At 68.6% G+C, this 22,406-nt stretch carries 21 protein-coding genes; 18 read left to right on the top strand and 3 right to left on the bottom strand.

Annotated features, from left to right (window positions below; all coding sequences use genetic code 11):
* The first annotated feature begins 303 nt into the window (after positions 1–303).
* The 8 genes from ABDJ40_RS09255 to ABDJ40_RS09220 all read left to right on the top strand — a co-directional run bounded on the left by ABDJ40_RS09255 (position 304) and on the right by ABDJ40_RS09220 (position 8,564).
* Positions 304–1,428 carry a DUF5694 domain-containing protein gene (locus ABDJ40_RS09255; RefSeq protein WP_347608954.1) on the top strand — a complete coding sequence of 375 codons (1,125 nt, stop codon included), beginning with the start codon at positions 304–306 and terminating at the stop codon, positions 1,426–1,428.
* Between the two features lie 36 nt (positions 1,429–1,464).
* Entirely contained in the window at positions 1,465–1,869 is a 405-nt protein-coding gene (locus tag ABDJ40_RS09250; RefSeq protein ID WP_347608952.1) for a 50S ribosome-binding protein YggL, read from the top strand.
* 168 nt (positions 1,870–2,037) lie between these two features.
* On the top strand, positions 2,038–2,469 hold the full coding sequence (locus ABDJ40_RS09245; RefSeq protein ID WP_347608950.1) for a c-type cytochrome: 432 nt from the start codon (positions 2,038–2,040) through the stop codon (positions 2,467–2,469).
* Positions 2,470–2,484: 15 nt separating this feature from the next.
* Positions 2,485–3,936, top strand: a complete 1,452-nt coding sequence (locus tag ABDJ40_RS09240) for a cbb3-type cytochrome c oxidase subunit I (RefSeq protein WP_347608948.1) — start codon at positions 2,485–2,487, stop codon at positions 3,934–3,936.
* Between the two features lie 25 nt (positions 3,937–3,961).
* Positions 3,962–4,774 carry a CbbQ/NirQ/NorQ/GpvN family protein gene (locus tag ABDJ40_RS09235; protein ID WP_347608946.1) on the top strand — a complete coding sequence of 271 codons (813 nt, stop codon included), beginning with the start codon at positions 3,962–3,964 and terminating at the stop codon, positions 4,772–4,774.
* A gap of 1 nt (position 4,775) precedes the next feature.
* On the top strand, positions 4,776–5,849 hold the full coding sequence (locus ABDJ40_RS09230; protein WP_347608944.1) for a 4Fe-4S binding protein: 1,074 nt from the start codon (positions 4,776–4,778) through the stop codon (positions 5,847–5,849).
* Complete coding sequence (locus ABDJ40_RS09225; RefSeq protein ID WP_347608942.1) at positions 5,849–7,699, top strand: nitric oxide reductase activation protein NorD; 1,851 nt, start codon at positions 5,849–5,851, stop codon at positions 7,697–7,699. The genes ABDJ40_RS09230 and ABDJ40_RS09225 overlap by 1 nt, the downstream gene beginning before the upstream one ends.
* A 169-nt stretch (positions 7,700–7,868) precedes the next feature.
* A complete protein-coding gene (locus tag ABDJ40_RS09220) occupies positions 7,869–8,564 on the top strand; it encodes a Crp/Fnr family transcriptional regulator (protein ID WP_347608940.1) in 696 nt (231 codons plus the stop codon).
* Here ABDJ40_RS09220 and cobA read toward each other — a convergent pair.
* Complete coding sequence (cobA, locus tag ABDJ40_RS09215; RefSeq protein ID WP_347608938.1) at positions 8,549–9,382, bottom strand: uroporphyrinogen-III C-methyltransferase; 834 nt, start codon at positions 9,380–9,382, stop codon at positions 8,549–8,551. The genes ABDJ40_RS09220 and cobA overlap by 16 nt on opposite strands.
* A gap of 216 nt (positions 9,383–9,598) precedes the next feature.
* On the opposite strand from cobA, the gene ABDJ40_RS09210 reads away from it, so the two are divergent.
* From ABDJ40_RS09210 to ABDJ40_RS09170, 9 genes are all read left to right on the top strand, one after another.
* Positions 9,599–11,332 carry a cytochrome D1 domain-containing protein gene (locus ABDJ40_RS09210; protein ID WP_347608936.1) on the top strand — a complete coding sequence of 578 codons (1,734 nt, stop codon included), beginning with the start codon at positions 9,599–9,601 and terminating at the stop codon, positions 11,330–11,332.
* Between the two features lie 78 nt (positions 11,333–11,410).
* Complete coding sequence (locus tag ABDJ40_RS09205) at positions 11,411–11,716, top strand: c-type cytochrome (protein WP_347608934.1); 306 nt, start codon at positions 11,411–11,413, stop codon at positions 11,714–11,716.
* A 6-nt stretch (positions 11,717–11,722) separates the two neighbouring features.
* The gene (locus ABDJ40_RS09200; RefSeq protein ID WP_347608932.1) at positions 11,723–12,079 is read left to right on the top strand and encodes a c-type cytochrome; all 357 of its coding nucleotides are present in this window, start codon (positions 11,723–11,725) and stop codon (positions 12,077–12,079) included.
* A gap of 32 nt (positions 12,080–12,111) precedes the next feature.
* Positions 12,112–13,290: a cytochrome D1 domain-containing protein gene (locus tag ABDJ40_RS09195; protein ID WP_430765626.1), complete on the top strand. Its 1,179-nt coding sequence runs from the start codon at positions 12,112–12,114 to the stop codon at positions 13,288–13,290.
* Entirely contained in the window at positions 13,287–14,342 is a 1,056-nt protein-coding gene (ahbB, locus tag ABDJ40_RS09190; protein WP_347608928.1) for a siroheme decarboxylase subunit beta, read from the top strand. Before ABDJ40_RS09195 ends, ahbB (ABDJ40_RS09190) begins: the two co-directional genes overlap by 4 nt.
* On the top strand, positions 14,335–14,841 hold the full coding sequence (locus tag ABDJ40_RS09185; RefSeq protein WP_347608926.1) for an Lrp/AsnC family transcriptional regulator: 507 nt from the start codon (positions 14,335–14,337) through the stop codon (positions 14,839–14,841). The genes ahbB (ABDJ40_RS09190) and ABDJ40_RS09185 overlap by 8 nt, the downstream gene beginning before the upstream one ends.
* The gene (gene ahbB / locus ABDJ40_RS09180; protein WP_347608924.1) at positions 14,838–15,362 is read left to right on the top strand and encodes a siroheme decarboxylase subunit beta; all 525 of its coding nucleotides are present in this window, start codon (positions 14,838–14,840) and stop codon (positions 15,360–15,362) included. Before ABDJ40_RS09185 ends, ahbB (ABDJ40_RS09180) begins: the two co-directional genes overlap by 4 nt.
* Positions 15,363–15,364: 2 nt before the next feature.
* Positions 15,365–16,612 (top strand): heme d1 biosynthesis radical SAM protein NirJ, encoded by a 1,248-nt coding sequence (gene nirJ / locus ABDJ40_RS09175; RefSeq protein WP_347608922.1) that lies wholly within the window; start codon positions 15,365–15,367, stop codon positions 16,610–16,612.
* The gene (locus ABDJ40_RS09170) at positions 16,609–18,207 is read left to right on the top strand and encodes a cytochrome D1 domain-containing protein (protein WP_430765622.1); all 1,599 of its coding nucleotides are present in this window, start codon (positions 16,609–16,611) and stop codon (positions 18,205–18,207) included. Before nirJ ends, ABDJ40_RS09170 begins: the two co-directional genes overlap by 4 nt.
* A gap of 136 nt (positions 18,208–18,343) precedes the next feature.
* Here ABDJ40_RS09170 and ABDJ40_RS09165 read toward each other — a convergent pair whose 3' ends face one another.
* Together ABDJ40_RS09165 and ABDJ40_RS09160 are read right to left on the bottom strand one after the other, a co-directional pair.
* Positions 18,344–19,195, bottom strand: a complete 852-nt coding sequence (locus tag ABDJ40_RS09165) for a J domain-containing protein (protein WP_347608920.1) — start codon at positions 19,193–19,195, stop codon at positions 18,344–18,346.
* Between the two features lie 162 nt (positions 19,196–19,357).
* Positions 19,358–21,577, bottom strand: coding sequence for a sodium-translocating pyrophosphatase (locus tag ABDJ40_RS09160; RefSeq protein WP_347608918.1), 2,220 nt, complete (start codon positions 21,575–21,577; stop codon positions 19,358–19,360).
* A 270-nt stretch (positions 21,578–21,847) separates the two neighbouring features.
* Between ABDJ40_RS09160 and ppa the strand changes: the two genes are divergently transcribed.
* Positions 21,848–22,387 (top strand): inorganic diphosphatase, encoded by a 540-nt coding sequence (gene ppa / locus ABDJ40_RS09155; protein ID WP_347608916.1) that lies wholly within the window; start codon positions 21,848–21,850, stop codon positions 22,385–22,387.
* Positions 22,388–22,406: the final 19 nt, after the last annotated feature.

The raw sequence follows: 22,406 nt of genomic DNA, 5'->3' as shown, positions 1-22,406 counted from the left end.
CCCTCCGCGCGAATGCATCGCCCATGTGTGCTTTTCATGTGAGCCACTCATGTGCAGCACTCATGCCGCTGTCGTGACGGCTGAGCCCTGGCCTGCGACCGTTCGTCTCAAGCCACTGCGCGTCAGGCAGACCTTTCAGACAACATGGCGGCATTGCAGCGGGACGGGCGCCTGATGCCAGGCCCCTCAGATGCCGGCCGGCCTTGCGGCTTGCTAGCAGGCCGGACCGCTGCACCGCCCGCTCGGGGCCCGCTGCCGGCGGGGCTCCCGGGCTTTGTCCAGAGCACATCGAGAGGTCCTGCCGTGACGCCCCAGAAATCCCGACTCCTGCCCGTGCTGGCCGCCCTGTCGTGGGTGATCGCTTCGCAGATCGCCCAGGCGCAGTCATCGTCCGGCTTGCCCTACGAGCCAGCTTTCAAACCCAGCCTGCACAAGGGCCCGCCTGCGGGTGCGGCCAACGAGGTGCTGGTGCTGGGCACGCCGCATCTGTCGGGCATGAAGGGCGTGATCGAGCAGGGCATGCTCTCGCCCCTGCTGAAAAGGCTGGCGCAGTGGCGGCCGACTGGCATCGCCATCGAGCGCCTGTCCGGCCTGCAGTGCGACAGCCTGCGGCGCCAGCCCGGCCGCTACGCCGACACCGTGGCGACCTACTGCTTCGACGTGGCGCCTGCCGCCAGCGCCATCGGCCTGGATGTGCCGGCCGCCAACGTGGAAGTGGAGCGGCAGCTGGCAGCCTGGCCAGCAGCGCCGACGCCAGCGCAGCGTCGGCGCCTGGCGGTCCTGCTCATGGCCGCGGGCGAGCCCGCATCGGCATGGGTTCAATGGCTGCGCCTGCCTTCAGCGGAGCGCCGGGCCGGTGACGGCATGAACGCTGAGGCCCTGAGCCAGCTGGAGCGATGGGCGGGGCCCCCCAGCGAAATCACCTGGATCGCCGCAGCCCTGGCCGCTGAGCTGGGGCTGGAGCGCCTGTACGCCGTCGACGACCACAGCGCCGATACGCCGGATGCCGCCGACCCCGCCGAAAGAAAGGCGCAAGGAGAGGCCATCCAGAAGGCCTGGAACAACGAGGCCACCCGGACCCGGATGGCGCAGGACAAGGCCTTGCAGGCAGGTCTGAAGGAGCCAGGGGGCTTGCTGAGGCTGTACAGGGCCTACAACGCGCCTGAGGCGCCGACGCTGGTCTACGCTTCCGACTTCGGGGCGACCCTGGTGGAGCCCTCACCCCAGGCCTACGGGCGTGAATACCTGGGCTACTGGGAGACACGCAACCTCCGCATGGTTGCCAATATGCGCGAGGTCCTGGGCCAGCATCGGGGCATGCGGATGCTCAGCATCGTCGGCGCATCCCACAAGGGCTATTACGAGGCCTATCTTCAGCAGATGCACGACGTGAACCTGGTGGACCCGATGTCGGTGCTGAAGGACTGAGCAAGGCCTGGCCCCCGCGTCCGTAGAATGCCGCCCATGACTCAAACCACCGTCCCCTCGCTGTCCAAGCGCCGCCTGTCCCGCCTGAACCGTCGCCAGCGCAAGAAGCTGCGCGTCGGCGAATTCCAGGAGCTGGGTTTCTGGGTGGAGCTGAAATTCAAGTCCGCCCTGGACGACGCCGCCCTGGATGCCTTCTGCGCCGCCGTCTATCCCGCCCTGGCGGCCCAGGGCCTGCAGATTGGCGGCCTGGGTGGCTGGCTGCCCCTGGCCGAGACCGACGGCTTCGTCGGTACCCTGGGCCGCGGCTCGGTCAGCGAAGCCCAGCGCGACGCCGCCGCGGCCTGGCTCAAGGCCTATCCGGCCGTGGCGCAGGTGCGCGTGAGCCGCTGGGTGGATGCCTGGTATCCCCGCGATGAAGAGCTGCAGATGCAGGACGCCTGAAGCTGCCAAGCTTGTGAGAAGCCGCCTCCGGGCGGCTTTTTTGTTTGTCAATAGTTATATCTTTCCTATATCTTTCGGAATTGGCAGGTTCTTGAACCGGTTCAAGGATTCTTGCCCTTGCGGCGCCTAGTCTTGCGCCCATCTGTTTGATCCACGCAAGGAGGCCCCATGAGTCAGGGCAGCGGTTTCACCAAGCAGATGGCACGAAACATGTTCTGGGGCGGTTCTGTATTTTTCGCCCTCCTGTTCGCAGCCATCGTGTTTCACACGGAGCAGCGCATCCCGCAGCGCTCCAATGCCCAGGCCATCACGCCTGCGGTGGTGGCGGGAAAGAAGATCTGGGAGACGCGCAACTGCATTGGTTGCCACACGCTCCTGGGCGAGGGCGCCTATTTCGCGCCTGAGCTGGGCAATGTCTACAAGCGCCGTGGCGGCGAGTTCATCAAGGCCTGGATGAAGGCCCAGCCCACCCACGCCGAAGGCCGCCGCCAGATGCCCCAGTTCAACCTGGACGAGCAGCAGCTCAGCGACCTGGTCGAGTTCCTCAAGTGGACGAGCGAGGTCAACACCGAGCAGTGGCCCCCCAATATCGAAGGCTGAGGAGGCGCACCCATCATGATCACCCTCAAGTACAAATCCCAGGCGGTGGCGAAGTACTACTTCATCGCCGCCCTGGCCCTCTTCACCGGCCAGATCCTCTTCGGCCTGGGGCTGGGCCTGCAGTACCTCGTCGGGGACTTCCTGTTCCCCTACATCCCCTTCAACCAGGCACGGATGGTGCACACCAACCTGCTGATCGTGTGGCTGCTGTTCGGCTTCATGGGGGCGGCCTACTACATGGTGCCGGAGGAGTCCGAGACCGAGCTGCACAGCCCCAAGCTGGCGCTGGCGCTGTTCTGGATCTTCCTCGTGGCCGGCGCACTCACCATCGTGGGCTACCTGGCCGTGCCGTATGCCAAGCTGGCCGAGCTGACCGGCAATGACCTGCTGCAGACCATGGGGCGCGAGTTCCTGGAACAGCCGCTGCCGACCAAGCTGGGCATCGTGGTCGTGGCCCTGGGCTTCCTCTACAACATCAGCATGACCGTGCTGAAGGGCCGCAAGACGGCCATCTCCCTGGTCCTGCTGATGGGCCTGTGGGGCCTGGCGCTGATGTTCCTGTTCAGCTTCGTCAATCCGCACAACCTGGTGCGGGACAAGATGTACTGGTGGTTCGTGGTCCACCTCTGGGTGGAAGGCGTCTGGGAGCTGATCCTGGGCTCGCTGCTGGCCTATGTGCTGATCAAGACCACCGGCGTGGACCGCGAGGTGATCGACAAGTGGCTGTACGTGATCATCGCCTTCGCGCTGATGACGGGCATTCTGGGCACCGGCCACCACTTCTACTTCATCGGCCTGCCCGGCTACTGGACCTGGATCGGCAGCATCTTCTCGGCGCTGGAACCCATCCCCTTCTTCATGATGACGGTCTTCGCCTTCAACATGGTGCAGCGTCGCCGCCGTGAACATCCAAACCAGGCCGCCGTGCTGTGGGCGGTAGGCACCTCGGTGATGGGCTTCCTGGGCGCGGGCCTCTGGGGCTTCATCCACACGCTGTCGCCGGTCAACTACTACACCCACGGCACCCAGGTCACCGCGGCCCACGGCCACCTGGCCTTCTACGGTGCCTATGTGCTGGTGGTGATCACGCTGATCAGCTACGCCATGCCCATCCTGCGCGGCCGCATCGCCAACAGCCAGCGTGCGCAGAACGTGGAAATGTGGAGCTTCTGGATCATGACCATCGGGATGGGCGTGATGGTGCTGGCCCTGACCGGCGCCGGCATCCTGCAGGTCTGGCTGCAACGCATGCCCACCGAAGGCGCCATGGGTTTCATGGCGACCCAGGACCAGCTGCGCTTCTTCTACTGGGTGCGTCTGGCCGGCGGCGTGGGCTTCCTGCTGGGGCTGCTGACCTATCTGTCGAGCTTCTTCATCGGCGGCGAGCCGGTGACGCAGGCGGATGCCGACGCCCGTGGCGGCGGCATGCTGCGCGGCCAGCCCGCCCAGCGCGTGCGTGATCTGTGATGGACCAGTGAACGAGGAGAACCCGGTGGACAGACTCCAGGTACCCGCCGCCCAGCTGGGGCAAGGTGAACTGCCTTTCTATGCGGAGCAGGGAGAGGAATGCCGGGTCTTCGCTCACGCGCATGCCCAGCGCCTGCCCCTGCTGATCAAGGGGCCGACGGGCTGCGGCAAGACGCGCTTCGTCGAGCACATGGCGGCCCGCCTGGGCCGCCCCCTCATCACGGTCAGCTGCCATGACGACCTCACGGCAGCCGACCTGGTGGGCCGCTTCCTGATCCAGGACGGCGCCACCGTCTGGAGCGACGGGCCGCTGACGCGGGCCGTGCGCCAGGGCGCCCTCTGCTACCTCGACGAGGTGGTGGAGGCGCGCCGAGACACCACGGTGGTGCTGCACCCGCTGGCGGACGACCGCCGCATGCTGCCCATCGAGCGCACCGGGGAGCAGATCGCCGCGGCGCCCGGCTTCATGCTGGTGATCTCCTACAACCCCGGCTACCAGAACCTGCTCAAGAGCCTGAAGCCCAGCACGCGGCAGCGCTTCGTCGCGCTGCAGATGGGCTATCCGGCGCCTGAGGTGGAACAGCGCATCGTGCAGACCGAATCGGCCTGCGACGAACTGCTGTCCCAGCAGCTGGTACGCCTGGCCTGTGCGCTGCGCCGCCTGGGTGAGCACGACCTCGAAGAGACTGTCAGCACCCGGCTGCTGGTGGCCGCGGCCCGCCTGGCCGTGGCCGGCCTGCCGCTGCGCCTGGCCGTGCAGACCGCCATCGTGGATGCGCTGACCGATGAGGCCGACACGGCCGCCGCCCTGGCCGAGGTGGTGGGCGCGGTACTCTGACATGGACCGCCCCCCTTCTGTCCTGCTGAAGCCCGCTGGCGGCAGCGGCCGCTCGGCGCCTTCGCAGCGCCTGCGCCGCAGCCTTCAGCTGGGCTTCTTCCTCCTTTTCATCTCTGCGCCGCTGCTGGACCTGCTGCGCTTCGACCTGCACGAGACGCAGCTGTGGCTCTTCGGCCAGCCCTGGCACCTGGGGCTGGACGCCGTGCAGCACGGCCGGGCCAGCGGCGCCGATGCCGCGCTGAACCTGCTGCTGAAGGCCCTGCTGCCCATCGCGCTGGTCGTCGGCAGCTTTCTCTTCGTGGCCTGGCGCTACGGCCGGCTCTACTGCGGCTGGCTGTGCCCGCACTTCTCCATCGTGGAGCTGCTCAACGAGCTGCTGCACCGCGCCATCGGCAAGCTCTCGCTGTGGGACCGTCTGCCCGTGAAGCGTGCCGGCCGCAGCCCGGACAGCCGCTGGTGGCCGGTGTTCGGCCTGGCCTGCGTGCTGATGGGCTTCATCTGGGCCATCACCCTGGCCAGCTATCTGCTGCCGCCCAGAGAGCTGTGGAGCGGCCTGTGGAACGGCACGCTGACGCCCAACCAGGCCCGCTTCATCGGCATCGGCACGCTGGTGTTCAGCGCCGAGTTCGCCTTTGCCCGCCATCTGTTCTGCCGCTTCGGCTGCGCCGTGGGCCTGTTCCAGAGCCTGATGTGGATGGCCAATCCCAAGGGCATGGTGGTGGCCTTCAAGCGCGAGCAGGCCCGCGACTGCAAGTCCTGCGACATCGCCCCCGGCCTTGCCGGCTCGGCCTGCGACACCGCCTGCCCCATGCGCCTGAACCCGCGCAACATCAAGCGCATGATGTTCTCCTGCGTGCAGTGCGGCCAGTGCCTGGACGCCTGCGAAAGCTCGCAGGGCCGGCGCGAGAAGGCGCCGCTGCTGGAGTGGCAGGTCGGCATCGAGGCGGTGCGTGAGACCCTGCGCCAGAAGAAGCTGGAAGCCCTGCAGCAGTCGCAGGCCCACCCGTTGACGACGCCCCGCGAGAACGACGGATCCGCCACGAACGACAGCCGCCCGGACCGGGAGGCCGCCTGATGGAAGAGTGGGTTGGCAAGACCTGGCACCGCTGGGTCACCCGCGCCGCCGAGCAGGGGCACCCGCAGGCCGCGGTGGAGCTGGCCCAGGTGCAGCGCGCCCTGGGCCTGCTGTTCCGCGCCGGCGGTGGCTCGCATGCCCTGCGCCTGGCCGAGGCACAGGCCCTGCGCCACGGCGGTCCGCGCGGCTGGCTGCAGCGCCTGGCCGGCAGCGAGCAGCGCGCGGCCCAGGCCCAGCTGGGCCCCGAGGTGCTGGCCCTCCCGGCACGGCTCGACGTGTTTCCCGATCCGGCCCTGAACCGGGGTCTCTATCTCTGGCTGGCGGCCTTGTCCTCGTGCTGGGACGCCGACGGAGCAGGGCAGGGCGGTTGGCTCGCTGCCAATGTTCGGGCCACGGCTCTGGCGCTGGAGCGCTTCCCGGGCCTGTCTCAGCTTCATGAACGCCTGCTGGACGCCCACCTGCGCCAGCGGCCCGATCCGGACACCATGGGCGCGGACGCCCGCCCGGAGCGCCTGCTGCGCCAGGCCCTGCAGGCCCGCGGCCGGCTGGAAGGCCTGCCCGGCGCTGCGCATTCGCTTCAGCCCGAGGCCCTGGCCGCCGTGTGGCTGTGGCTGCAGCCCGCCCCCGCGAGCGTGGCCATGGCGGCCCGCCAGGAGGGCGCCGCGCCCACCGCCGGCCACAAGGCCGCCCAGGACCGCCAGCGCCGCAGCGCCCGCCGCAACGAGGACAGCAGCAGCAAGCAGGGCCTGATCCTGATGTTCCGTGCGGAGTCGGTGCTGTCCTGGTCCGAATTCGTCAAGGTCAACCGGGCCGGCGATGACGACCCCGACAGCGACGGCGCTGCCGTGGCCAATGACATGCGCCAGCTGGACGTGGCCGAGGGCGGCGAGACCCTGGCCTCGCGGGTGCGCTTCGACCTGGACCTGCCCAGTGCCGCCGCGGACGATGCCCCCGTGGGCTTGCCTGAGCGCCTGCCCGAGTGGGACTGGAAGGCCCAGCAGCTGCGCGAGGACTACTGCGGCCTGCAGCGCTTCGTCGCGGCAAGACCTGACCCCTGGCTGCCGCCACCGGCCCTGCGTCTGCTGGGCCACCGCATGCGCCGCCGCCTGGAGGTGCTGCGCGCCGCGCCGCGCTGGCAGAAGGGCCTGCCCCAGGGCGACGAGCTGGACCTGGACGCCTGGGTGCGCCATGCCAGCGAGACCCGGCTGATCGGTGGACGCCGCTCGGCGGAGTCGCCGCCCGTCTTCCAGCAGACGCAGCGCCAGGACCGCAGCCTGGCCTGCCTGCTGATGGCGGACCTGAGCCTGTCCACCGACGCCTGCGTGCAGGGCGAGATGCGGGTGATCGACGTCATCCGCGACGCGCTCTATGTCTTCGGCGAGGCCCTGGCTGGCCTGGGCGATCCCTTCGAGATGCTGGGCTTCTCCTCGGTCAAGCGCCAGCAGGTGCGCATCCAGCAGCTCAAGGGCTTTGACGAACGCTGGGGGGCGATGTCCCGCCACCGCGTGGGCGCGATCAAGCCGGGCTTCTACACCCGCATGGGCGCGGCCCTTCGCCATGCCACCGAGCGGCTGGCCGAGCGGCCGGAGCGCCAGCGCCTGCTGCTGCTGCTGACCGATGGCAAGCCCAATGACCTGGATCACTACGAAGGGCGCTGGGGCCTGGAGGACACGCGCCAGGCGGTGCTGGCAGCACGCCAGGCGGGCCTGAGCCCCGTGTGCATCAGCATCGACGAGGGGCCGGCCGAGTACCTGCCCTATCTGTTCGGCCAGCAGGGCTTTGTGCATCTGCGGCGGCCGCAGGAGCTCGTCAGCAGCCTCCCGCGCCTTTATGCACGCCTGGCCGCCTGAGCCACACAAACACAGTACGACAGAGGAACTAGGGCGCCACAGGGCCGCCATCGTTCGGAAGAACTAGGTGCCGGGCACGCTTGATCCAACTCAAATCCGCGCTCGGCGGGCTCCACAGAATCGCGCTCGTCAGGCCTGCAAAGGTCGCCAGCCATTCCCGGGAGCCCCCATGCCAGCCACCTTCGATCTCCCCCGCTACCTGTCCGTCCTGCCGCTGTTCGGTGACATGCAGCCCACCGAGCTGCAGGCCCTGGCCGAGCAAGGCTGCCAGCTGCACCGCATGGGCCGGGGCGAGACCGTGTTCCGCGTGGGGCAGGCCTGCGATGCCTTCCATGTGGTGGTGACGGGGCAGGTCAAGCTCTATGCGCTCTCGCCCAGCGGGGCCGAGAAGGTGATCGAACTGGTGGGGCCGGGCAACAGCTTCGGCGAGGCCCTTATGTTCACCGACCGGCCGCACATCGTGAATGCGCAGACGCTGTCGGAATGCCTGCTGCTGTCCATCAGCAAGGCCGCGATGATGGAGGAAATCGCTCGCGACCCGCGCTTCGCACTGCGCATGCTGGCCGGCGTTTCGCGCCGTCTGCACGGCCTGATCCGCGACGTGGAGTCCTACTGCCTGCACAGCGGCATCCAGCGCGTGATCGGCTTCCTGCTCAGCGAGCAGGAGGAGGATTACGAGGACGGTGACACGCTGACCGTCTCGCTGCCCGTCAGCAAGGCCACGATCGCGTCGCGGCTGTCACTGACGCCGGAGTACTTCTCGCGCGTGCTGCATGAGCTGGAAGCGGAGGGCCTGATCCAGATCGACCGCCGCGACATCCGCATCCTCAACACCCGCGGCCTGGCGTCCTACCCCTTGCAGTGAGTGGCCTGCATGGCCGGAGACAGCTGCTCGTGAAGCGCGACCACCTCGCCGATGATCAGCAGGGCCGGCGGCTTCACGCCATGCAGCCTGGCCAGCATGGGCAGGGTCTGAAGGCTGCCGCGCAGGCAGCGCTGCTGCGGGGTGCTGGCCTTCTCCACCAGCGCGGCCGGCGTGTCCGGCGACAGGCCGTGGCCGATCAGCTGCTCGCTGATGATGGCCAAGCTGCCCAGGCCCATGTAGATCACCACCGTCTGGCGCGGCCGGGCGAGCATGTCCCAGTCCAGGTCCACCGAGCGTGGCTCGCCGTCGACCGCCTCGCGCAGATGACCGGTGGCGAAGACCAGCGAGCAGGCGTGGTCCCGGTGCGTCAGCGGGATGCCCGCCAGCGCGCCCGCGGCCTGCGCAGCGCTGATGCCGGGGATCGTCTCGAAGGGAATGCCGGCGGCGGCCAGGGCCTGCGCCTCCTCGCCGCCGCGGCCGAAGATGTAGGGGTCGCCGCCCTTGAGCCGCAGCACCGCGCGGCCGCTGCGGGCCAGGCGGATCATCAGCTCGATGATGCCTTCCTGCGTGAGCGTGTGATGGCCGGCTTCCTTGCCGACATAGATCAAGTCCGCGTCGTCGCGGATCAGCTTGAGCACGTCCTTGGACACCAGGTGGTCGTAGAGCACCAGCGTGGCCTGGCCGAGGGCGCGTGCGGCCTTGACCGTCAGCAGGTCGGGGTCGCCAGGGCCTGCGCCGACCAGCGTGACCGGCGCGGGCTGGGCTGCGCTGGCGCTGGTGGGGGTCGAGAAATACAGCGGCTCGTCGAGTCGGCTCATGGGGCTCTCCTTGGATGAGCCCATTGTGGAAAGGGGCTCTTGTGGCGTCCTTGAACCAGTTCAAGGACGCCGGGGGCTGGCGGCGGGACGATGGCCTCGCTCGGACCAGGCACAAGCAGCCCCTGCCGAGCCCAGCAGAGTCTGGACGACGTGCTGCCTCTGGGGCGCCGCCCATTGCATTGGTTTGCCGGGCCCCGTCCCTGTCGGAGTGGAGTGATGAAGACACCGCAAAGTCCCCGGTTCGCCGTGATCAGCGTGGCCGCCCTGGCCCTGCTGGCCAGCCTGCACGCTCAGGCCCAGGATGCCAAGAAGAGCGTGACCCCCGCGGAGGTGAACTACCAGGCCGGCTCATCGCCCCTGGCCAGCGAGCCCATGTACCAGAGCAGCAATCCCAAGGCGCCGCCCATGACGCAGGCGGAGTTCGACCTGGGTCGCAAGATCTATTTCGAACGCTGCGCCGGCTGCCACGGCGTGCTGCGCAAGGGCGCCACCGGCAAGCCGCTGACGCCGGACATCACGCTGGCCAAGGGCACGGACTACCTCAAAGTCTTCATTGCCTATGGCTCGGCCGCCGGCATGCCCAACTGGCTCACCTCGGGCGAGATGAACGACAAGGAAGTCGATCTGATGGCCCGCTACATCCAGCAGGACCCTCCCACCCCGCCGGAGTTCGGGATGGAGCAGATGAAGGCCACCTGGAAGCTCTTGATCGACCCCTCCAAGCGGCCGACCAAGAAGATGAACAGCTACAACATCGACAACATCTTCTCGACCACGCTGCGTGACACCGGCGAGGTCGCGCTGATCGATGGCGACACGAAGCAGATCATCAACATCGTCAAGACCGGCTACGCGGTGCACATCTCGCGCACCTCGGCTTCGGGCCGCTATCTCTTCGTGATCGGCCGCGACGCCAAGGTCAACATGATCGACCTGTGGATGGAGAAGCCCGACAACGTGGCCGAAATCCGCGTGGGCCTGGAAGCCCGCTCGGTCGACACCTCCAAGTACAAGGGCTACGAGGACAAGCTCGCCATCGCCGGCAGCTACTGGCCGCCGCAGTTCGTGATCATGAAGGGCGACACGCTGGAGCCGCTGAAGATCGTCGCCACACGCGGCATGACGGTGGACAAGCAGGAATACCACCCCGAGCCGCGCGTGGCCTCCATCGTGGCTTCGCACTTCAAGCCCGAGTTCGTGGTGAACGTCAAGGAGACCGGCAAGACGCTGATGGTCGACTACTCCGACCTCAACGCCCTGAAGACCACCGAGATCGGCACCGCCCGCTTCCTTCATGACGGCGGCTGGGACTCCAGCAAGCGCTACTTCATGGTCGCGGCCAACCAGAGCAACAAGATTGCCGCGGTGGACGCCAAGGAAGGCAAGCTGGCCGCGCTGATTGACGTGGACAAGATCCCGCACCCGGGTCGTGGCGCCAACTTCATCCATCCGAAGTTCGGCCCCGTGTGGTCCACCGGCCACCTGGGCGGTGACAGCATCTCGCTGATCGCCACCGATCCCAAGGGCCACAAGCAGTACGCCTTCAAGCAGGTGGCCGTGCTCAAGGGGCAGGGCGGCGGTTCGCTGTTCCTGAAGAGCCACCCCAAGAGCCAGCACTTGTACGTCGACACGCCGCTGAACCCGGATCCCAAGCTCTCGCAGTCGGTCGCCGTGTTCGACATCAAGAACCTGGACAAGGGCTACACCGTGCTGCCCATCGCCGAATGGGCCGGTATCACGGACGGCGGCGCCCAGCGCGTCGTGCAGCCTGAGTACAACAAGGCCGGTGACGAGGTGTGGTTCGCCGTCTGGTCCGCCAAGGACAAGCAGTCCGCCCTGGTGGTCGTGGACGACAAGACGCTGAAGCTCAAGACCGTGATCAAGGACCCGCGCCTGATCACGCCGACGGGCCACTTCAACGTCTACAACACCCAGCACGACGTCTATTGATCGAGCGCTGGCAAGACCTGACCCCGGCCCTCGACCGAGGACCGGGGCGGTCTCCAAGACAGCAAGCAAGGAGCACACATGAGAGCTTTGTTGATCACCCTGAGCCTGGGCCTCGCCGCCATCTCGGCGCATGCCGACGTGGATGAGGCCATGAACAAGGCCGGCTGCATGGCCTGCCACAGCAAGGACAAGAAGGTGGTGGGCCCGGCCTTCAAGGACATCGCGGCCAAGTACAAGGGCCAGGACGTCACGGCCAAGCTGATGGAGAAGGTCCGCAAGGGCGGCTCCGGCACCTTCGGCCCGATTCCGATGGCGCCGGTCGGCCCGGACAAGATCAGCGATGGCGACCTCAAGGCCGCCGTCGAGCAGATCCTGAAGAGCTGAGCGCCCATGCGCAGCGCGGTCCGCCTGCTCCTGCTGGCCCTGGCCTGGCCGGTCTGCGGCTCGGCCGCGCCGGTGCCCGAGCGCCAGGCCGAGCTGCTGCGCATGCTCAGGCAGGACTGCGGGTCCTGCCACGGCATGCGGCTCACCGGTGGCCTGGGGCCGGCCCTCACGGCCGATGCGCTGCAGGGCAAGCCCTGGCAGAGCCTCAGCGCCACCATCTTCCACGGCCGGCCCGGCACGCCCATGCCGCCCTGGAAGAGCATGCTGAGCAGCGACGAAGCCGACTGGCTGGCGCTGCAGCTGCTGAGCCCGCCGCCGAGTGGCCTGACGCCTGCGCAGGCGGTGCCGAGGAGACAACCATGAACAAGAAGCGCCCCTGGCTGCGGGCCCTCTGGATGAGCGCGTCCGCGCTGCTGCTGACCCTGCTGGGCGCCTGCGTCAGCGCGCCGCCGGCGCCGGTGACGCGCTGGGTGGGCACTGGCGACCTCGGCCTTGTGGTCGAGCGAGCCGACGGCCGCCTGCAGGTGGTCAACACCAGCAGCCGCAGCGTGCTGGGCCGCATCGAGGGGCTGGGCGACCTGTCCCATGCCTCCATCGTCTATGCGCGCGACGGCCTGCATGCCTATGTCTTTGGCCGCGACGGCGCCCTCAGCAAGGTGAACCTGGGCGAGCGCCGCATCGTGGCCCGCGTGCAGCAGGCCGGCAACTCCATCGGCGGGGCGATCTCGCAGGATGGCCGCCTGGTCGTGGCCCAGAACTACCAGCCTGGCGGCATCAAGGTCTTCGACGCCCAGACCCTGCAGCCCCTGGCCGACATCCCCGCCGAATACGCGCCGGGAAAGTTCTCGCGCGTGGTGGGCCTGGCGGACCTGCCTGGCCAGCGCTTCATCTACGCGCTGTTCGATGCCGACGAGATCTGGGTCGCCGACCTCGCCGACCCGCGCGTGCCCAAGCTGCAGAAATTTCGCAACATCGGCCGCCAGCCCTACGACGCGCTGGTGACGCCCGACGGCCGCCACTACATCGCCGGCCTCTTCGGCGAGGACGGCCTGGCCAAGATCGATCTCTGGGCAGCCGAGCCGTGTGTCGAGCGCATCCTGGGGGGCTACGGCCGCGGCCAGGAGCCGCTGCCCGTCTTCAAGATGCCGCACCTGCGCGGCTGGGCCGTGGCCGGCCGTCATGCCTACCTGCCCGCCATCGGCCGGCACGAAGTGCTGGTGGTGGACACCGAGACCTGGCGCGAGGTCGCCCGCATCCCGGTGCAGGGCCAGCCCGTCTTCGTGATGGCCCGGCCGGATGGTCGCCAGGTCTGGGTCAACTTCGCCGTGCCCGACTACGACCGCGTGCAGGTCATCGACACCCAGACCCGCCAGATCGTGCAGACCCTGAGCCCTGGCAAGGCCGTCCTGCACATGGAGTTCACGCCGCGCGGCGAGGCCGTGTGGATCTCCTCGCGTGACGCGAATCGCGTCTCGGTGATCGACACCGCCAGCTTCGCCACGCTGGCCACGCTGGACTCGTCCTCGCCCAGCGGCATCTTCTTCACCAGCCGGGCCGGCAAGGTGGGCCTGTGAACGCACGGCCCCTCGACCCTTCCGCCGGCCCCGCGCCGCTGCGCGAAGCCCTGCTCAACGACTGGCAGCAGCGGCTGCCGCTGGTGGCCCAGCCCTTCGAGGCCATGGGACGGCGCTACGGCTGCAGCGAGGCGGTGGTGATCGAGCAGCTGGCTCAGGCGGTGAGCCAGGGCTCGGTCTCGCGCCTGGGCGGCGTGTTCGCGCCGGGCTCGGGCGGGGCGGGGCTGTTGTGCGCGCTGGCCGTGCCGCCGGAACGCCTGGAGGCGGTGGCGGCCCTGGTCAACGCGGTGCCAGGCGTCAACCACAACTACGAGCGCGAGCATGCGTACTCGCTGTGGTTCGTGATCACCGGGCCCTCGCGGGAATGGATCGAGCAGCGGCTGCGGGAGCTGGAGCAGCGCTGCGGCCTGCAGGCCCTGCGCCTGCCCATGGTGCGGCCGTATCGCATCAACCTGGGCTTCGACCTGCGCGCCCGCGGCCCGGCGCCCGTGCCGGCGGGTGCGGCCCAGCCCGCGCGCGTGCGGGCGATCACGCCGGCGCAGCGGCCGCTGGCGGCCTTGCTGGAGCAGGGCCTGCCTCTGCAGCCCCGGCCTTTTGCTGCCTGGGCGGCGGCCCTGGGCTGGACCGAGGCCCAGGTGCTTTCGACGCTGCAGGCCTGGCTGGACGAGGGCGTGCTGCGACGCCTGGGCGTCATCGTGCGCCACCATGAGCTGGGCATCGCCAGCAATGCGATGTGCGTCTTCGACGTGCCGGACGACGACGTCGATGCCCACGCACGCGTGCTCGCGCAGCAGCCCGGCGTCACCTTGTGCTACCGCCGCGAGCGCGGCCAGGGCTGGCCCTTCAACCTTTTCTGCATGATCCATGGCCGCGAACGCGACGCCGTGCGTGCGGCGCTGGACGTCGCCCGCGAGGCCGCCGGCCTTCATGCCTTTCCCCAGGCCCAGTTGTTCAGCCGTCGGCGCTTCAAGCAGTGCGGCTCGGGCTATTTCGTCGATGCGCTGCCGGCCCCGGCCGCCAGCCTGTCGACCCAGGAGTGTGCCCATGCATGAGCCTTCCGCCGCGCGCCGCAGCCTGGCGCGCCTTGACGCCCTGGACGCGGCACTGATCAACCGCCTGCAGGGCGCGCTGCCCCTGGTGCCCCGCCCCTTTGCCGCCGTCGCCGAGGAGCTGGGCTGCAGCGAGGCCGAGCTGCTCGACCGCCTGCACCGCCTCCTGGGGGAGGGCACGCTGACCCGCTTCGGCCCGCTGTTCCAGATCGAGCGCGCCGGCGGACGCTTCGTGCTGGCCGCGCTGCAGGTGCCCCAGGAACGCTACGAGGCCGTCACGGCCCAGGTCAACGCGCATCCCGAGGTGGCTCACAACTACCGCCGCGAGCATCTGCTGAACATGTGGTTCGTGCTGGCCACCGAGCAGGAATCGGACATCACGCGTGTGGTCCATGCCATCGAGGCCGAGACCGGCCTCAAGGTCTGGGCCTTCCCCAAGGAGCGCGAGTATTTCGTGGGCCTGCACCTGCCGGCCCGCGCCACGATGGAGGCCCGCCCATGAGCCCCGCATTGCAGGCCTCCGCGCCGCTCAGTGCGCTGGAGCGCCACCTCATCGCCGCCACCCAGCAAGGCATGCCCCTGGTGGCCAAGCCCTACGAGGCCCTCGGCGCGCTGCTGGGTATCAGCGAGACCGAGGTCCTGCACCTGATGCAGGACATGCAGGATCGCGGCCTGATCCGCCGCATCGGTGCCGTGCCCAACCACTACCGCCTGGGCTACCTGGCCAATGGCATGACGGTGTGGGACGTGGACGACGCCCTGGTCGACGAGATCGGCGAGCGCATCGGCAGTCTGGCCTGCGTCAGCCATTGCTACCGACGCCCGCGCCACCTGCCGCAGTGGCCCTACAACCTCTTCGCCATGCTGCACGGCCGCAGCCGCGAGGAGGTGGAGGCGCAGGCGCAGGAGATCCGCCAGCTGCTGGGCGACGCCTGCCGCGCCAACGACATCCTCTACAGCAGCGCCATCCTGAAGAAGACCGGCCTGCGCCTGTCGGCGCGTCCGGCAGCCATGGAGGACTGAGCATGCTTCGCATCAGCCAATACCTGCGCGAGATCGCCACCGCCGAGCGCGAGGGCGTGTACCCGAGCCCTCGCCGTGCGCAGTCGGGCGGCGAGACCCGCCCCGTCGTGATCTGGAACCTGACCCGCCGCTGCAACCTCACCTGCAAGCACTGCTATGCGCTCTCGGCCGATCACCACTATCCCGGTGAGCTGAGCCATGAGGAGATCTGCACCGTGATGGACGACCTGCGCGCCTATGGCGTGCCGGTGCTGATCCTCTCGGGCGGCGAGCCACTGCTGCACCCGCAGCTCTTCGAGATCGCCAGCCGCGCGCAGGGGATGGGCTTCTACACGGCGCTCTCCAGCAACGGCACGATGATCGACGCCGCGATGGCGGACCGCATCGCGGCCCAGCACTTCGACTACGTGGGCGTCAGCATCGACGGCAGCCGTGACACCCACGACCGCTTCCGCCGCAAGGTCGGGGCCTATGACGAGTCCATGGCCGGCATCCGCCTGCTGCACGAGCGCGGCGTGAAGACCGGCCTGCGCTACACCTTCACCGACCTCAACGGCCAGGACTTCCCCTTCCTGTTGCAGCTGATGAAGGACGAGGGCGTGGACAAGTTCTACTTCTCCCACCTCAACTACGCTGGCCGCGGCAACATCCATCGCGGCCGTGACGCCCACTTCGAGGCCACGCGCCAGGCCCTGGACCTGCTCTTCGAGACCGCCTGGGCCGATGCCGAGGCCGGCAGCAGCCGCGACTACGTCACTGGCAACAACGACGCCGATGCCGCCTACCTGCTCGCCTGGGTGGGCCGGCGCTGGCCCCAGTGGCAGGCCCCGCTCCGGGCTCGCCTGGTGGCCTGGGGTGGCAATGCGTCGGGCGTGGGCGTGGCCAATATCGACAGCCAGGGCGAGGTCCACCCCGACACCATGTGGGGGCACCACCAGCTCGGCAATGTGCGGGAGCGTCCGTTCTCTGCCATCTGGAGCGACCGCAGCGACCCGCTGATGGACGGCCTCAAGATGCATCCGCGCCCCGTCAAGGGCCGCTGCGCCGAGTGCCAGCACTTGGCGCTGTGCGGCGGCAACACGCGGGTCCGTGCCCACCAGCTGACCGGCGACTACTGGGCCGAGGATCCAGGCTGCTACCTGGACGACAACGAAATCGGCCTCTCGCAGGAGGCCGCGAGCCGGCTGGCGCGGGTGGCGCTCACGCCCTTCAGCGGCAAGCGCCGCGTCATCGAGGTGCTGTCGGCATGAACGAAACCTTCAAGTCCTTCTGCAAGCTGCTGCTGGCCCTGGGCCTCGTGATGGTGGGCCTGGACTACGCCCGCGCGGCAGACGAGGCCCCCAAGCCCCTGTCCGGCGCGGCGTTGTACCAGCAGCACTGCGCCAGCTGCCACGGCGCCGAGCGCACCGGCGGCATGGGCCCGGCGCTGCTGCCTGAGAGCCTGGAGCGCCTGCGCAAGCCCGAGGCCCTGGCGGTGATCCGCAGCGGGCGCGCGGCCACGCAGATGCCGGCCTTTGGCGCTCAGCTCAGCGAGGCCGAGATCCAGGCGCTGCAGGCCTTCGTCTACGCGCCTCAGCTGCCCGTGCCGCGTTGGAGCGATGCCGACATCCAGGCCTCCCACAGCTTCGAGCCCGACAGCGCCCGCTGGCCCGCAAGGCCCCAGTGGAGCGCCGACCCCATGAACCTCTTCGTGGTGGTGGAGGGCGGGGATCACCACGTGAGCCTGGTGGACGGCGACCGCTTTGAGGTCCTGCACCGCTTCGCCAGCCGCTTCGCCCTGCATGGCGGGCCCAAGTTCACGCCGGACGGCCGCTATGTCTTCTTCGGCTCGCGTGACGGCTGGATCAGCAAGTACGACCTCTGGAACCTGAAGCTGGTCGCGGAGGTGCGCGCCGGGCTGAACATGCGCAATGTGGCCGTCAGCGCCGATGGGCGCTGGGTGATGGCGGCCAACTACCTGCCGCGCAATGCCGTGCTCTTCGACGCGGACCTGCAACTGGTGCGCAGTTATCCCGCCCAGAGCCGCGACGGGGCGCAGAGCTCCCGGGTCTCTGCGGTGTACGACGCCACGCCGCGCAGGAGCTTCGTCGTCGCCCTCAAGGACCTGCCCGAGCTCTGGGAGATCAGCTACGACCCCAAGGCCGAGCCCATCCACGAGGGCTATGTGCACGACTACAAGATGGGCGAGGCCCTGCCCACGCCGGGCTATCAGAACATTCGCCGCACCCTGCTGGAGGAGCCGCTGGACGACTTCTTCTTCGACGACAGCTACGCCCATGTGCTGGGCTCGGCCCGGCCCCGCGAGGGCGGCGGCAGCCTGGGCCAGGTGGTCAACCTGGACGTGCGCAAGAAGATCGCCGAGCTGCCCATCCCGGGCCTGCCGCACCTGGGCTCAGGCATCAGCTTCACGCGCGAAGGCCGGCGCCTGCTGGCCAGCCCCAACCTCAAGGACGGCCGCATCAGCGTGGTTGACCTCAAGAGCTGGCAGCTGGTCAGGGAGATCGTCACCCCCGGCCCTGGCTTCTTCATGCGCAGCCATGCCCAGAGCCCCTATGCCTGGACCGACTCCATGATGAGCCCCGCGGCCAAGGACACGCTGAGCATCATCGACAAGCAGCGCCTGGAGGTCGTCGCCCAGGTGCGCGAGCCGGGCAAGACCCTGGCCCACGTCGAGTTCACCAAGGACGGCCGCTACGTGCTGGCCAGCCTGTGGGAGATGGACGGCGCGCTGATCGTGTACGACGCCCGGACCTTCAAGGAACTCAAGCGCCTGCCCATGAGCAAGCCAGTGGGCAAGTACAACGTCTGGAACAAGATCAGCCGGGAGGAGGGGACCTCGCATTGACGGCGAGCCCCGGCGCGCCAGGCAGGCCATCCGGCGCGCGGGAACGAGGCGAGGGGAGCGTGCAGCACGGCAGCGATCGTGCTGTCAGCGCCGTCCTGGGGTGGCCTGGGATTCTTGTGAAGGGTCGCGGGCGTGCTCAGCAGGCCGACGCGCCCAGGCGCTCCACGCGCTGGGTGAGGAAGGCCACCGCCAGCTCGGACTCCGGCTGCAGGCGCTGGCCGATGTAGAGCTCCTGGCGGCGCTGGCTGATCTGGGTGCGCAGGCGGCTCTGCATGATCTCGAAGGGGGCCAGGCCGCGGCCCTCGGCGCCCTCGATGGCCTGCATCAGCTGGTGCATGGGATGGGCCTGCAGCGAGATCAGGTGGGCCTGCACCACGCGCAGGCGGCCCTGCACAGCCAGCTCGCTGCGGCGCAGCCATTCCAGCACGGCGTCGCCATTGCTGCCGGTGACCTTCAAAGGGTCCTCGCCGGCATCCAGCAGCAGGCGTTCCAGCAGGAAGCGGTTGCCCTCGGCATAGGCCCTGTTGGCGTCCATCATGGCCTGCTCGCGCTGGCGACGCTGGGACTCGTTGGGCGCCAGGTCCGGGTGCAGACGCATGGCTGCGCGGCGGTAGAGCTGCTTCAGCGAAGGCGGTTCGATCTCGACCACGCCGCCGCCCTCGGGCTGCTGCGGCAGCGGCGCCGACTCCGGCAGGCGCGGGACCTGGGGCAGGGCGGTGGCGCGGGGCGGGGTGGGCAGCGGTGCTTCCAGGCCGTTGCGGCGCAGGGCCTCGGCCAGGTACAGGCTGGCGGCGTGCAGCTGGGACTCCAGCGCGTCCAGTTCCAGGTAGAGCGGGCCCAGCAAGGCGGTGTAGCGGTCCACGAAGGCCTGCAGTGCGGCGTGCAGCAGGTGAAAGCTCTGCTCCTGCTCGGCGACATAGCGCTGCAGGTCCGCCATCTGCTGGCGGCGGCGTTCGAATTCGTGGCGAGTGAGCACAGGGCGGCGCATGGCAAATCCAGGGAAGGCGTCAGGTCTCACGGCTCGCAAACATACTGGGCACTATTGTGGCCTGCCGCTGACGGCCGCCAATGAAAAAGAGCCCGCGGATGCGAGCTCTTTTGCCCAGATTCGGGTATTCCTGAGCCGCCGGGCGGCTCAGGTCTCCCGTGGCTAGGGCTTGGCGGCTGAAGCGCCATCCGCCGCGGGGGCCGCCATGGCGGGCATCGAGGCAACGCCCGCCGGCTCGGAGGCCGCCGGGGCCGGGGCGCTGACGGGCGCCGGGCTGGCCTCCGCCGGCTTGGCGGTGCCTTGCGTCATGGGCAGCAGGGGCACGATCAACAGGGCCACGATGTTGATGATCTTGATCAAGGGGTTCACGGCCGGGCCGGCGGTGTCCTTGTAGGGATCGCCCACGGTGTCGCCGGTGACGGCGGCCTTGTGCGCCTCGGAGCCCTTGCGGTGCACGACGCCCTTGTCGTCAGTGAAGCCTTCCTCGATCAGCTTCTTGGCGTTGTCCCAGGCGCCACCGCCGGTGCACATGGAGATGCCCACGAAGAGGCCGGTCACGATGGTGCCCATCAGCACACCGCCCAGGGCGGCCGGGCCCAGCGTCATGCCCACCACGATGGGCGCGATCACCGGCAGCAGCGAAGGGATGATCATCTCCTTGATGGCCGCCGAGGTCAGCATGTCCACGGCTGCGCTGTAGTCGGGCTTGGCCGTGCCTTCCATGATGCCGGGGATCTCCTTGAACTGCCGGCGCACCTCGACCACCACCGAGCCCGCGGCACGGCCGACGGCCTCCATGGCCATCGCACCAAAGAGGTAGGGAATCAGGCCGCCGATGAACAGGCCCACGATGACCTTGTGGTCGGACAGGTCGAAGCTCAGGTGCATGCCCCGGGCTTCGAGTGCGTGGGTGTAGTCGGCGAACAGCACCAGGGCGGCCAGGCCGGCAGAGCCGATGGCATAGCCCTTGGTCACGGCCTTGGTGGTGTTGCCCACGGCGTCCAGCGGGTCGGTGATGTCGCGCACGCTGTCAGGCAGGTCGCTCATCTCGGCGATGCCGCCGGCGTTGTCGGTGATGGGGCCGTAGGCGTCCAGGGCCACGATGATGCCGGCCATGGACAGCATGGAAGTGGCCGCCACCGCGATGCCATACAGCCCGGCCAGGTGGAAGGCGGTGTAGATGGCCGCGCACACGAAGATCACGGGCCAGCCCGTGGACTTCATCGAGACGCCCAGCCCGGCGATGATGTTGGTGCCGTGGCCGGTGGTGGAGGCCTGCGCGACGTGCTGCACCGGTGCGTACTGCGTGCCGGTGTAGTACTCGGTGATCCAGACCATCGCGGCGGTCAGCACCAGGCCCACGGCACAGGCGCCGAACAGGGACATGGCATTGGCCTTGAGGCCGCCGGCCAGCTCGATCTCGCCGGGGAACATGGCCGTCGTGACAAAGTAGAAGGCGATGAGGCTCAGCACGCCGGCCACGATCAGGCCCTTGTACAGCGCCGGCATCACGTTCTTCATGCCCTCGCTGGCCTTGACGAAGCCGCAGCCGATGATGGAGGCGATGATGGACACGCCGCCCAGCGCCAGCGGGTAGACCACGCCGGCATGGGTGGCGGAGCCGCCCACCATCAGCGCGCCCAGGGCCATCGCCGCGATCAGGGTCACGGCATAGGTCTCGAAGAGGTCGGCGGCCATGCCGGCGCAGTCGCCGACGTTGTCACCGACGTTGTCGGCGATCACGGCGGGGTTGCGCGGGTCGTCTTCGGGGATGCCGGCCTCGACCTTGCCCACCAGGTCGGCGCCGACGTCAGCGCCCTTGGTGAAGATGCCACCGCCCAGGCGGGCGAAGATGGAGATCAGCGAGGAACCGAAGGCCAGGCCCAGCATGGGCTTGAGGGCCTCGCTGGTGGCGCCCGTTCCGCCGGTGATGGCGTAGTAGAAGCCGCCCACGCCGATCAGGCCCAGGCCCACGACCAGCATGCCGGTGATGGCGCCGCCCTTGAAGGCCACGTTGAGCGCCGGGCCCATGCCCTTGGTGGCGGCCTGCGCGGTGCGCACATTGGCGCGCACCGAGATGTTCATGCCGATGAAGCCACAGATGCCCGACAGCACGGCCCCGATCACGAAGCCCACGGCCGTCTGCAACCCCAGGCCCGGCACCACCGCGATCGCGATGGCCAGCACGACCCCGACGATGGCTATGGTGCGGTACTGCCGCCCCAGATAGGCCGCCGCACCTTGCTGGATCGCCGCAGCGATCTCCTGCATCCGGGCATTGCCGGCGTCCTGACTCAGGATCCAGCTGCGTTGAATGAAACCATACAGAACCGCGGCCAGGCCGCAGGCCAGCGCGAAATACAGCGCCACACTCGTCGACATGTACATGTCTCCTTCGTTGTCTCTGCCGTTTGAAAAAGACGCCTGCTTCTCAACGTCAGTCCTGCACGCCGTTCAACAGGTCCGTCGGGCCATGCTATGCGAGCGGAAGTGCCGAAAGATTGATCGTTTACCAGTGGTTGCCAGAATTCCCTGGACGCTCAAACAGGGGCAGGCAGGGGCCTGTGTCAGGCTGAGATCAGGGGCGCCGCTAGAATCCGGGTTTCCCCGTGACGCGAGCGCGGACCCCTTTCGTTGACTACCCATAAGACCATGAGCCTGCACAACGTGACCCCCGGCCCCAAGGCGCCTGAGCAATTCAACGTGATCATCGAGATCCCGATGAACGCCGACCCGATCAAGTACGAGGTCGACAAGGAAAGCGGTGCCCTGTTCGTGGACCGCTTCATGACCACGGCCATGCACTACCCGTGCAACTATGGCTACATCCCCCAGACCCTCTCGGACGATGGCGACCCCGTGGACGTGCTGGTGATCACCCCCTTCGCCCTGACCCCGGGCGTGGTGGTGACCTGCCGCCCCATCGGCGTCCTGAAGATGGACGACGAAGCGGGGGGTGACGCCAAGCTGCTGGCCGTGCCCACCAGCAAGATCCTCCCGATCTACGACCACTGGAACAAGCCCGAGGACATCAACCCGATGCGCCTGAAGGCCATCCAGCACTTCTTCGAGCACTACAAGGACCTGGAAGCCGGCAAGTGGGTCAAGGTGCAGGGCTGGGAAGGCCCCGAGTCCGCCCGAGCCGAGATCGTGACCGGCATGGAAAACTACGCCAAGGCCCAGCAGAAGTAAGCCGGGCACCGAGCAGGGC

Source organism: Roseateles flavus, assembly GCF_039872765.1.
Classification (GTDB): domain Bacteria; phylum Pseudomonadota; class Gammaproteobacteria; order Burkholderiales; family Burkholderiaceae_C; genus Roseateles_B; species Roseateles_B flavus.
The sequence above is the reverse complement of the archived record's forward strand: the minus strand, read 5'-3'. Positions and strand labels throughout refer to the sequence as shown.

Coding starts and splice junctions, on each gene's coding strand:
- ABDJ40_RS09200 (WP_347608932.1), top strand. CDS start 11,723: ATGCGCAGCGCGGTCCGCCTGCTCCTGCTGGCCCTGGCCTGGCCGGTC.
- cobA (WP_347608938.1), bottom strand. CDS start 9,382: ATGAGCCGACTCGACGAGCCGCTGTATTTCTCGACCCCCACCAGCGCC.
- ABDJ40_RS09240 (WP_347608948.1), top strand. CDS start 2,485: ATGATCACCCTCAAGTACAAATCCCAGGCGGTGGCGAAGTACTACTTC.
- ahbB (WP_347608924.1), top strand. CDS start 14,838: ATGAGCCCCGCATTGCAGGCCTCCGCGCCGCTCAGTGCGCTGGAGCGC.
- ABDJ40_RS09225 (WP_347608942.1), top strand. CDS start 5,849: ATGGAAGAGTGGGTTGGCAAGACCTGGCACCGCTGGGTCACCCGCGCC.
- ABDJ40_RS09205 (WP_347608934.1), top strand. CDS start 11,411: ATGAGAGCTTTGTTGATCACCCTGAGCCTGGGCCTCGCCGCCATCTCG.
- ABDJ40_RS09195 (WP_430765626.1), top strand. CDS start 12,112: ATGAGCGCGTCCGCGCTGCTGCTGACCCTGCTGGGCGCCTGCGTCAGC.
- ABDJ40_RS09165 (WP_347608920.1), bottom strand. CDS start 19,195: ATGCGCCGCCCTGTGCTCACTCGCCACGAATTCGAACGCCGCCGCCAG.
- ABDJ40_RS09170 (WP_430765622.1), top strand. CDS start 16,609: ATGAACGAAACCTTCAAGTCCTTCTGCAAGCTGCTGCTGGCCCTGGGC.
- nirJ (WP_347608922.1), top strand. CDS start 15,365: ATGCTTCGCATCAGCCAATACCTGCGCGAGATCGCCACCGCCGAGCGC.
- ABDJ40_RS09160 (WP_347608918.1), bottom strand. CDS start 21,577: ATGTCGACGAGTGTGGCGCTGTATTTCGCGCTGGCCTGCGGCCTGGCC.
- ABDJ40_RS09185 (WP_347608926.1), top strand. CDS start 14,335: ATGCATGAGCCTTCCGCCGCGCGCCGCAGCCTGGCGCGCCTTGACGCC.
- ABDJ40_RS09245 (WP_347608950.1), top strand. CDS start 2,038: ATGAGTCAGGGCAGCGGTTTCACCAAGCAGATGGCACGAAACATGTTC.
- ppa (WP_347608916.1), top strand. CDS start 21,848: ATGAGCCTGCACAACGTGACCCCCGGCCCCAAGGCGCCTGAGCAATTC.
- ABDJ40_RS09250 (WP_347608952.1), top strand. CDS start 1,465: ATGACTCAAACCACCGTCCCCTCGCTGTCCAAGCGCCGCCTGTCCCGC.
- ABDJ40_RS09230 (WP_347608944.1), top strand. CDS start 4,776: ATGGACCGCCCCCCTTCTGTCCTGCTGAAGCCCGCTGGCGGCAGCGGC.
- ABDJ40_RS09220 (WP_347608940.1), top strand. CDS start 7,869: ATGCCAGCCACCTTCGATCTCCCCCGCTACCTGTCCGTCCTGCCGCTG.
- ABDJ40_RS09210 (WP_347608936.1), top strand. CDS start 9,599: ATGAAGACACCGCAAAGTCCCCGGTTCGCCGTGATCAGCGTGGCCGCC.